Here is a 10,997-nt window from a genome sequence, read left to right as displayed (position 1 = left end):
ACATGCCTGCCTGTCACGCAGGAGATCGCCGGTTCGACCCCGGTCGGGACCGCCACTTTTGTTTATACCACCATTAGTGGTTTTATATATAGTTTTGGCTCGGTAGCTCAGTCGGTAGAGCAGAGGACTGAAAATCCTCGTGTCGGCGGTTCGATTCCGTCCCGAGCCACTCTCAGGATATTAAGTGGGCCCACTTAATATCCTTTTTATTTTGTCCAGTTTTACAAATGTGGGTAGTTATTTTACAATAGAATGAGGAGCCTCTAGCAGTTGAAGCTAGAGGTTTTTCTATAGATCGTATAGGATTCCGTGTAAAAGTGGATGATACATGAGTCTATGAGAATAGAGGAGAAATACTTAGGCTAAGATTGTTGTCATATAGGAACATACTATAGAAACACCAATATGTTTGAGGATTATTGATCATATTTTTATAAGGAGGAAATAGACGATGATGGGAAAGAAAATTTTAGTAGTTGATGATGAAAAACCAATTGCGGATATTTTGAAGTTCAACCTAGAAAAAGAAGGTTTTGAAATTGTAATGGCGCATGATGGTGATGAGGCGATTGAAAAAGCAAATGAAGAACAGCCAGATATGGTTTTATTAGATATTATGTTACCGGGAAAAGACGGTTTAGAGGTATGTCGTGAAATACGTAAAAGCTCAGAAATGCCAATTATTATGCTTACAGCAAAAGACTCTGAAATTGATAAAGTATTAGGGCTTGAGCTTGGGGCAGATGATTATGTAACGAAGCCATTTAGTACGAGGGAGTTACTTGCTCGTGTGAAAGCGAATTTACGTCGCCATCAGCAGGGTGGTGCTGCAGAGAAAGAAGAAAATACCGAAATGGTTATTGGACCAATCGTTATCAATTCGAACGCTTATAGTGTAACAAAGCGTGAAGAAAGCATTGAGCTTACACATCGTGAATTTGAATTACTACATTATTTAGCGAAGCATTTAGGTCAAGTTATGACTCGTGAACATTTATTACAAACAGTTTGGGGTTATGATTATTTTGGAGATGTACGTACAGTAGACGTAACAGTACGTCGTTTACGCGAAAAAATTGAAGATAATCCAAGTCATCCTACTTTAATTGTAACTAGACGTGGGGTAGGGTATTACTTGCGTGACCCAGAACAGGAATAGTTTATGAAGAAAGTTGGTTTTTTTCAATCTATTCATTTAAAATTTGTGCTCATATATATGCTGTTAATATTAATAGCAATGCAAGTAATTGGTGTATATTTCGTCAGGGAATTAGAAAAAAGCCTTGTAAAAGGCTTTCAAGATTCCTTAACGCAGCAAACAAATCTACTTTCTTATAACCTGAAGCAAGAGTTTGTAAAAGAACGTCCTAAAACAGAATCAGTAGATAAAGCTATTAATGATTCGATTCAAAAATTCGCATCAGATCGTAAGAAAGATATTCAAGAAGTAAGTGTAATTGATTCTACTAAAAAATTAATGGCAATTTCAGACGGGTCTAAGCAAAATAAGGTAGGAAGAACGTCAGCAGATACAGCTGTACAACGGGTAATGGTACAAAAGAAACCAGAGTCAAAGATTGAGAAAGATGGAAATACAGGTCATCGAGTTCAAGTTATGATTACCCCTATTCTAAAAGAGCCAGGCGGAGAGGTACTTGGTGTCATTCATATCGTTGCATCTATGGAAGATGTGTATAAACAAATGAAGGACATCAACCAAATTTTCGCAACGGGGACAGTAATTGCTTTATTAGTAACAGCTGTACTTGGAATTTTATTGGCTCAAACAATTACGAGACCAATTTCAGATATGCGAAGACAAGCAATTGAAATGGCGAAAGGAAATTATTCGCGAAAAGTAAAGGTGCATAGTCACGATGAGATTGGACAATTAGCATTATCTTTTAACAATTTATCTAAAAAATTACAACAAGCTCGTTCCTCCACAGAAAGTGAAAGACGAAAATTATCATCCGTTTTATCACATATGACAGATGGAGTAATTGCTACTGATCGAAAAGGGGATATCATTTTATTAAATGATCCTGCGGAAAAGATGTTAAATGTTTCGCGTGAAACGGCGCTAGATCAATCAGTGTTAGAAGTGCTAGGAATACAAGAAGAATTTACACTGGATCATTTATATGAAGAGCCGGATTCAGTTTTATTAGATTTTAGTACGAGAAATGAACCATATATTTTACGTGCTAGTTTCTCTGTTATTCAAAAAGAAACAGGGAAGGCAAATGGTTTAATTGCTGTATTATATGATGTAACAGAGCAGGAGCGGATAGAACAAGAGCGCCGTGAGTTTGTTGCGAACGTATCTCATGAGTTAAGAACGCCGTTAACAACGATGCGCAGTTACTTAGAAGCACTTACTGATGGAGCATGGCAAGATCCCAATATTGCACCGCAATTTTTAACAGTTACACAAGAAGAAACGGAAAGAATGATCAGGCTTGTAAATGCATTGTTACAACTATCTAAACTAGATAGTACAGAACATCGCTTAATGAAGGAATGGGTTGACTTTACTGATTTCTTTAATAACGTTATCGATCGTTTTGAAATGTCTAAAGAGCAAAATGTAAGCTTCAAACGATCTTTCTCTAAAAAATCTCGATTTATTGATATGGATACAGACAAAATTACACAAGTTTTATATAACATTATTTCCAATGCACTAAAATATTCGCCAGAAGGTGGTACAGTAACATATCGCCTACGTGACCGCGGGGAGTTATTAGAGATTAGTGTGAGTGATCAAGGAATGGGAATTCCGAAAGAAAATGTAGATAAAATATTTGAACGTTTTTATCGTGTAGATAAAGCGCGTTCGAGACAAATGGGTGGTACAGGTCTTGGGTTAGCCATTGCGAAAGAAATGATTGAGGCACATGGCGGCTCGGTTTGGGCGAAAAGTGAGGAAGGAAAAGGGACAACTATTTATTTCACATTGCCAATGGCGACAGATGAAGAGGACGATTGGGAATGAGTATGGAAAACTTTAAAACGATAGTTCTAATTAATTTGGTTGTCATTAGTCTATTTCTTACTTTTAACTTGTGGACATATGTTCCTGATTCTACTTCTATGCAAAATACAAAGTTCGTTCAAGGTAACGAAGAGATAAATACGATAAAGATTTCGGAGGTTGTTCGCCCATCCTCTGTCGTTATTCATAAAGAGAAAAATCATTATGTAAGCGAAAAGAAGGAAAATATGGATTCGATTTATAAAATTCTTGAAAACGGAGAATTACATAATTTCGAGGAAATAACGGGGACAGTCCCTAAAGGTGATTTTCTGTCTTATGTACACGGAGAAGAAAAAATTGAATTTGTTTTTCCTACAAATATCCCGTTAGATACGATTAAAAATATGTTTAATATTAAAGATAAAAACATAGAAAGTAACAGAAGTTTTAATCGTATTATAATTGATCCTTCTAGAAGTAAGGATCAAGAAATTAAAGTTAGCTTTGTTTCCTATGATACTCCTCATAAAATATATCAAGCAACATTAAGTGGTGCTTATATAAAGGATATTATAAATGCTCAAAATCAACTTATAACAGTAGCAAGACCATATTTTGAGTATCAAATAAATGATACAAAAAAACTTTTTTTACCAGAGGGAATTACGGCCTTAAGTAAGGCAGAGTATATTACAGCTAAACTAGAAGTGGATCCATTTAAAAATGCTTTATTTAGTGATCCACGTTATTTAAGTCCTATTTCTGAGAAAACAAAGGAAACATTTACAGATGGCATCCGTTCTATGGAAATTGATAAGTCAGATGCAATGTTGAAATATAAAAATTCCGCTGTACATGGTGATAAATCTACGGATAATGCGGTAATTTTACAAAAAAGTTTTGACTTTGTAAGTGGGCATAGTGGGTCCTTGAAGTCCTATCGTTTTGATTATATTAATGGGAGGAAAACTTCATTCCGTTTATATGAGGATGGTTTGCCTGTATTTAATGCAAATGGAATAGCGGAATTAAAACAAGTATGGGGTTCAGGTGAAATTATGCAGTATGAAAGACCCTTTTTTGAGTTCAGTATTACTTTGCCTAGTAAACAACAAACAACTTCTCTCGCATCAGGTCGTACAGTGATGACATCACTAGAGAATAATCCAGAAATTGATAAAAAATCAATTCAGGATGTTGGTATTGGTTATAAAATGTCATTGGAACCGTCCATCAGTGATGTGAGAATCGCTGTCTTACAGCCGATATGGTATGTAAAATGTGAAGAAGATGGTAAGCAACAAATATATGAGTGGAGTGAGGGGGGACTAAATGGATTGGGATCGAATTAAGACCATATTTATTGTGACCTTTTTTGTTTTAGACCTCTTTCTTATCTTTCAGTTCATTCAAAAGCAAGATAGTAATCAATTAGAACTTGTGACGGAAACGAAAATCGATCAACAATTAAAAGCTGAAAAAATTACTATGGGAAATTTTCCTAAAGAACCGAAAAAAGAGTCATTTATAATGGCGAAAAATAAGGGTTTCAAAGAAGAAGATGTGGAATCTTTAAAAAATCAGACAGCGCATGTGCAAGACGAATATCAAATAGAGGGTAAATTAAAAGAGCCTTTTTTAAATACAAAATCATTGTCAAAAGATAAGTATAATGAGTTTTTGAAAAATTATGTGCTGGATGGACAAAAATATGAGTTTGGAGCAATAAAGGACTCAAAAATTTACTTCTTTCAAAAGTATAAAGATAAACCAATCTTCTACAATAATCGTGCGATGATTGTTGTAGATTTAAATGAAAAAAATGAGCTTATTTCGTATACACAAACAATGTTAACGGATTTGAAGGAAATGGGCGAAAGCGAAAAGACGAAAGAACAAGAAATTATTACTGCTCAAACAGCTTTAGAAAATATATATTTGAAAAATAAAATTGCAGAAAATACGCACGTGAAAGAGGCGCAGATTGGATATGCGACTCTTGCGGAGTCTTCTTCTAATATACAAGTGCTTGCTCCAACATGGAACTTAAAGACAGAACAAAAAAAGGATTTTTTTGTGAATGCAATTGAAGGACAAGTTATGGAATTAGGGGAAACTCAAGTGCCGGAAGAACATAATGGAGTGAGAAAGAATGAGCATGCATTTTAGTGTACTTGCAAGTGGAAGTACAGGGAATATGCTATATGTAGGAACAGATGAAAAAAAACTGCTTGTCGATGCAGGTTTAAGTGGTAAAGCGACAGAGGCTTTATTTAAACAAGCTGAACTGAATATAAATGACATATCAGGTATTCTTGTAACACATGAGCATAGTGATCACATTAAAGGATTAGGTGTATTGGCGCGTAAATATGATTTACCTGTTTATGCGAACGAGAAAACATGGAATGCAATGGAACATTTAATAGGTAATATCCCAACTGATCAAAAATTCATTTTCTCAATAGGAGACGTGAAAACATTTGGGGATATTGAAGTTGAATCATTTGGTGTTTCTCATGATGCGGCGGAACCGATGTTTTACGCTTTTCATAACAATAATAGAAAGTTAGCTCTTATTACAGATACGGGCTACGTAAGTGACCGTATGAAAGGTGTTATTAAGGGAGCAAATGCTTTCGTGTTTGAAAGCAATCATGATGTGGAAATGCTTCGTATGGGACGCTATCCATGGAGCATTAAGCGACGTATTTTAAGCGACGTTGGCCACGTTTGTAATGAGGACGCTGCATTAGCGATGGCTGATGTTATTACAGATGAGACAAAACACATTTATTTAGCACATTTAAGCTTAGATAATAACATGAAAGAATTAGCGCGTATGTCTGTATCACAAGTATTAGAAGAAAAAGGTTTTGGGGTTGGAGAATCCTTTGAAATACATGATACAGATCAAAAAGTGCCTACGAAAATTCAATACGTATAATTCTTCATTTTAGTAAACAATAAAGGTGAATATAGTTGTTTTCAGGAAGATAGGTGAACAAATATGTCCTTTATTGATGAAGAAAAATATCGTATTAAACGTGCAGGCAAAAAGAAACATAAAGGTATTGTCATTTCTAGCATAGCGGGGACAATTGTAGGGGCTTCATTATTTGCATTTGGAGCTCCTTTATTTTCAAATCATGCAGGTAAGCTTCCGCAAGCTGAAGCAAGTGAAAAAAATATGGCTGAAGCTCAAAGTGGAAATGTTCCTGTTAAACAGATTAGCTTTGTAGACGCTGTGGATCGTGCTTCAGAGGCTGTTGTTGGTGTTATTAATATTCAACGAGACAATTTTTCGGAGGCTGATTCGGAAGCTGGTACAGGCTCTGGTGTGATTTATAAGAGAACAGATGGACATGCGTATATTGTAACGAATAACCACGTTGTTGCTGGGGCGAATCGTATTGAAGTGAGCTTAAGTGACGGTAAGAAAATTCCAGGTAAAGTATTAGGAACCGATGTAGTCACTGACTTAGCTGTACTAGAAATAGATGCGAAGCATGTGAAGAAAGTGATTGAAATTGGCGACTCTAATACCGTTCGTAGAGGAGAACCAGTTATTGCGATTGGAAATCCACTGGGGTTACAATTTTCCGGAACTGTCACACAAGGTATTATTTCGGCTAATGAGCGTATTGTTCCTGTAGATTTAGATCAAGATGGACATTACGATTGGCAAGTAGAAGTATTGCAAACAGATGCGGCAATTAATCCAGGTAATAGTGGTGGAGCGCTTGTAAATGTAGCGGGACAATTAATAGGTATTAACTCAATGAAAATTGCAGCAAAAGAAGTAGAAGGAATTGGATTAGCTATTCCAGTTACGAGAGCTGTTCCTATTATGAATGAACTAGAAAAGTACGGTAAAGTAAGAAGACCTTACGTTGGGATTGAACTAAGATCATTAAATGAGATTCCGAGTTACTATTGGTCAAAAACATTACACTTACCAGGTAACGTAACAGAAGGAGTCTGCATTTTAGATGTGAAAAGTCCTTCGCCAGGTACGGATGCGGGTCTTAGAGAACATGATGTTATTGTGGCGGTAGATGGAAAAGCGGTGCACGATATTATTGGGTTCCGCACGGCCTTATATAATAAAAAAATTAATGATAAAATGACTCTTACGTTTTATCGTGGTACAAAACGAGCGACAACAACGGTGAAATTAGGCATTCAAAAGTATTAAAAACAGGAGGGCCTACCTCCTGTTTTCTATTGTAGAAAAGTGAGGTGAGGGATATGAATTTACCTTGTTGTTTAGAACATGTTGAATTAGCATTAGATATCATTGTGGATGAGTGTGAAGTCGCACCGGTTATTAACAATGTGGATAACTCTGAAGAAGAGAAAAAAACATGTGAATTTTGTCAAAATGAGGCGACATATGTTGTATCGAACACAGATTCTCACACAATATGTGGGTAACATTTGTGGATATGTGGATAAGTCCTGTGGATAACGTGTTTGTAAGGTGGGGAATAAATGTGAATATCTCGATTATTTCAATCGGAAAATTAAAAGAAAAATACTTAAAACAAGGTATAGCAGAATACTTAAAACGATTATCTTCTTACGCAAAAGTAGAAGTAATTGAATTGCCAGATGAAAAGGCACCAGAAAATTTAAGTGCAGCAGAAATGTTAATTGTAAAAGAAAAAGAAGGTATTCGTATACTGGATAAAATTTCTGATGATACGCATGTCATTGCGTTAGCTATAGAAGGAAAACAAAAATCATCAGAAGAATTTGCGGTAAGTATAGATCGCCTTGCTACATATGGAAAGAGCAAGATCACATTTGTAATTGGTGGATCACTGGGGCTTAGTTCTGAAGTAATGAAGCGTTCAAACGAATCTCTTTCTTTTTCGAAGATGACATTACCACATCAATTAATGCGATTAGTATTGCTTGAGCAGGTGTATAGAGCGTTTCGGATTAATCGTGGTGAACCGTATCATAAATAAATTTTTCATTTGTATATAAAGAGTAAAAAAGACCATTGGACAAAAATCACCGATGGTCTTTTAAACATTAATAGATGGTATGTAGATTTCCTAAAATAAGTATGTTTCTATTTCTAAAAAAATATGCTGTAATATGAAGAGGGAAAAAGTATAAGTAGTCATAGAAGTGAGGAATTAAAGGTGAAGAAGTTTAAGAAGTTTTACTTGGAGATTACGAGTGTATGTAATCTTGCGTGCAGCTTTTGTCCGCCGACGGAAAGGCAGAAGCAATTCATTTCTGTAGAGGATTTTGCTAAAAGATTAGACCAAATTAAACCTCACACAGACTACATTTATTTGCACGTGAAGGGTGAGCCGTTGCTCCATCCGAAAATAGATCAACTATTAGATTTAAGCCATGAAAAAGGGTTTAAAGTTAATATTACAACGAACGGAACGTTAATTAATAAGAGAAGGCATAGACTGTTAAATAAGCCTGCGTTAAGACAAATGAATTTTTCACTGCACAGTTTTGATGGACACCCAGGTTCGCAAGATAAAGAGGGCTATGTAAGGAGTATACTTTCTTTCATTAGAGAGGCAACAAGTCAATCGGACTTAATCGTTTCACTAAGATTATGGAATTTAACTCAGGATAATAAAACAAATGCTGAAATCCAAAAAAATAGGGATTTATTATCTATAATTGAAAATGAGTTTGATCTATCTTATCAAATTGAAGAGAAGCTTACACCGGGAAAAGGTATAAAAATTGCGGAACGTGTCTTTATTAATCAGGACTATGAATTCCAGTGGCCGGCATTGCATGAAGAAGAGGATGATGGAAAAGGATTCTGTCATGGTCTTCGAAATCAGGCTGGAATCTTAGCGAACGGAACGGTTATTCCTTGTTGTCTAGATGGTGAGGGAATTATTAATCTTGGAAATATTAATAATGATTCATTCTCTAATATTATTGAAGGCGAAAGAGCGAACAATATTGTAGATGGATTTTCAAAAAGGGTTGCAGTAGAAGAACTATGTAGAAAGTGCGGATACCGCAAAAGATTTGGAAAGTAAATATAGAATAAGCCCTCATAAAGCGAGGGCTTATTTTTATTCTTGATAAGAACGTTCTAATTCATCAATTAAGGAACCGACGTAAGAAACGGCTTTACGGATTGCATCTGGTTTTGACATGTCTACTCCAGCGTGTTTCATTAATTCAAGTGGTTTCATTGTACCGCCTGCACGGAGTACATCAAGCCAGCGATCAACAGCAGGTTGTCCCTCTTCTTTAATCATTTGAGCTACAGCGGTAGAAGCAGTTAGTCCCGCAGAATATGTGTAAGAATATAAGCCCATATAATAGTGAGGTTGACGCATCCATGTTAAACCGGCGCCTTCATCAATTTCTACGGAATCTCCCCAGAATGTCGAAAGGACCTTCGTTTTTATTTCAGTTAAAGTTGTAGCTGTGAGTGCTTGCCCTTCTTCTGCTAGAGCGTATACTCTTCTTTGATATTCTCCCTCAAGTAGATGGGTAACGAAGTTGTGGTAATATGTGCCGAGTAGTTGCAGAATAACCCATCTGCGCATTCTCTTATCTTCAGTAGTCGCAAGTAAATGCTGGGCTAATAGTAATTCATTCATTGTTGATGGAGCTTCAACGAAGTACATAGATGGACGCACATTCATAATACGCTGATTTTTATTTGCTAAATAAAAATGACCAGCATGTCCAAATTCATGAGCTAATGTGAAACACCCGCGCATCGTACCCTGCCATGTAATTAAAATATAAGGGTGAGAACCGTATGGGCTAGAACAGAAGGCACCTGTTGATTTTCCTACGTTATCTGCAAGGTCTACCCATCTTTCTTTGAAGCCCTTTTCGATAATGGAACTATATTCATTTCCTAATACTTTTAAAGAATCTTGAATGAGTTTGCCAGCTTCTTCGTAAGTGATTGTTGGATTAAATTCAGGATCTAACGGTGCATGTAAGTCACAGAAAAGCATTTGATCAAGCCCTAATACATTCTTTTTTAAATCTGCAAAACGGCGCATATGAGGCGCTAATTCGTTATAAATAATATCTAGTTGGTTGTTATACATTTCAAGTGGAACTTTTTGAGGTTCTAAAAGCATATGGGTAACGGACTCGTACTTGCGCAAACGAGAAAGCGCCACTTGTTTTTTTACTTCAGTAGCATATGTTGTTGCAACTGTATTTTTATATCGTTTCAATGTGGAAACAAATGATGAATATGCTTTTTTACGTATATATGCGCTTGGAGAAAACTCATATTTGCTTTCGAATAATGCAAACGATACAGGCAAATCATTTCCCTGTTCATCTTGTATAGAAGGGAAATCCATATCGGCTAATTTAGTCATGCCGTAAATTTTGTAGGGTGAACTATGAACTTCGCCGAGTGCAGCAAGAGCTTCTTCTGTTTCAGGAGAGAGTGTGTGCTGCCTCTTTTTGAGTATCTCTAGTAATGATTTACGGAAAGGTTCAAGTTTTATTTCCTCAGTTAAATATTTTTCAATTGTTCCCTCCTCAAATGAGAGAATTTCGTTATGAATAAAGGATAGTGCGGTATGTACATTCGTTCCTAGAGCGGAAATTTTGGAAGAGTTCGCTTGAATAACTGAATCTGTACGATCAGCGGATTCTTTTAAATTTGCATATGCGCCGAGTTTTGTTAGCTTCATTAAAAGCTCTTCTTCTAAAAGTAGGCAATTTAATAAGGTAGCGGGGCTAGTGTGTAATTGTCCTTTAAATGCATCAAGTTTTTTTATATCGTCTGTTAATACACGTAATGCAGTTTCCCACTCTTTATCAGATTCGTATAAATCAGAAAGGTCCCATGTCAATTCAGTAGAGACTTCCGCGCGAATAAGGCGTTTCTCAATTACATTTTTCATTTGTTATATCCCCCTTATTATAAGTATCTAAAAACATGATACTAGAAAATTCAGTGAAATGAAAATATTTTACATTTTTATACATGAAAAAGAAGGACAAGCATAAAAAATGCTTGTCCTTCTAGTTA

General features: G+C 36.0%; 10 protein-coding genes and 1 tRNA gene. 10 read left to right on the top strand and 1 reads right to left on the bottom strand.

The genetic code is table 11. The annotated features are described in order from the left end of the window. Positions 1-96 precede the first annotated feature (96 nt). The 10 genes from CQ058_RS21460 to CQ058_RS21415 all read left to right on the top strand — a co-directional run bounded on the left by CQ058_RS21460 (position 97) and on the right by CQ058_RS21415 (position 9,015). Positions 97-169: transfer RNA gene (locus tag CQ058_RS21460), tRNA-Phe, on the top strand. Between the two features lie 282 nt (positions 170-451). Further along, the gene (walR, locus tag CQ058_RS21455) at positions 452-1,159 is read left to right on the top strand and encodes a cell wall metabolism DNA-binding response regulator WalR (protein WP_000971867.1); all 708 of its coding nucleotides are present in this window, start codon (positions 452-454) and stop codon (positions 1,157-1,159) included. A 3-nt stretch (positions 1,160-1,162) separates the two neighbouring features. Continuing rightward, positions 1,163-2,998 carry a cell wall metabolism sensor histidine kinase WalK gene (gene walK, locus CQ058_RS21450; RefSeq protein WP_002166370.1) on the top strand — a complete coding sequence of 612 codons (1,836 nt, stop codon included), beginning with the start codon at positions 1,163-1,165 and terminating at the stop codon, positions 2,996-2,998. Beyond that, positions 2,995-4,332, top strand: a complete 1,338-nt coding sequence (locus CQ058_RS21445; RefSeq protein ID WP_105589963.1) for a YycH family regulatory protein — start codon at positions 2,995-2,997, stop codon at positions 4,330-4,332. Before walK ends, CQ058_RS21445 begins: the two co-directional genes overlap by 4 nt. Next, complete coding sequence (locus CQ058_RS21440) at positions 4,313-5,149, top strand: two-component system regulatory protein YycI (RefSeq protein ID WP_002130182.1); 837 nt, start codon at positions 4,313-4,315, stop codon at positions 5,147-5,149. Before CQ058_RS21445 ends, CQ058_RS21440 begins: the two co-directional genes overlap by 20 nt. Beyond that, positions 5,133-5,927, top strand: a complete 795-nt coding sequence (locus CQ058_RS21435) for an MBL fold metallo-hydrolase (protein WP_105589962.1) — start codon at positions 5,133-5,135, stop codon at positions 5,925-5,927. The genes CQ058_RS21440 and CQ058_RS21435 overlap by 17 nt, the downstream gene beginning before the upstream one ends. 63 nt (positions 5,928-5,990) lie before the next feature. After that, a complete protein-coding gene (locus CQ058_RS21430; RefSeq protein ID WP_002035000.1) occupies positions 5,991-7,178 on the top strand; it encodes a S1C family serine protease in 1,188 nt (395 codons plus the stop codon). 53 nt (positions 7,179-7,231) lie between these two features. Then, positions 7,232-7,417, top strand: a complete 186-nt coding sequence (locus CQ058_RS21425; RefSeq protein ID WP_001052825.1) for a CxxH/CxxC protein — start codon at positions 7,232-7,234, stop codon at positions 7,415-7,417. Between the two features lie 59 nt (positions 7,418-7,476). After that, entirely contained in the window at positions 7,477-7,956 is a 480-nt protein-coding gene (rlmH, locus tag CQ058_RS21420) for a 23S rRNA (pseudouridine(1915)-N(3))-methyltransferase RlmH (RefSeq protein WP_002130178.1), read from the top strand. Between the two features lie 180 nt (positions 7,957-8,136). Next, positions 8,137-9,015, top strand: a complete 879-nt coding sequence (locus CQ058_RS21415) for a radical SAM/SPASM domain-containing protein (protein WP_002016446.1) — start codon at positions 8,137-8,139, stop codon at positions 9,013-9,015. Positions 9,016-9,051: 36 nt separating this feature from the next. Here the strand turns inward: CQ058_RS21415 and pepF are convergent, their stop codons facing one another. Next, on the bottom strand, positions 9,052-10,869 hold the full coding sequence (gene pepF / locus CQ058_RS21410; protein ID WP_002191363.1) for an oligoendopeptidase F: 1,818 nt from the start codon (positions 10,867-10,869) through the stop codon (positions 9,052-9,054). Between the last annotated feature and the right edge of the window lie 128 nt (positions 10,870-10,997).

Source organism: Bacillus sp. MYb56, assembly GCF_002976445.1.
Classification (GTDB): Bacteria; Bacillota; Bacilli; order Bacillales; family Bacillaceae_G; genus Bacillus_A; species Bacillus_A mycoides.
This window is presented reverse-complemented; position numbering and strand designations above follow the sequence as displayed.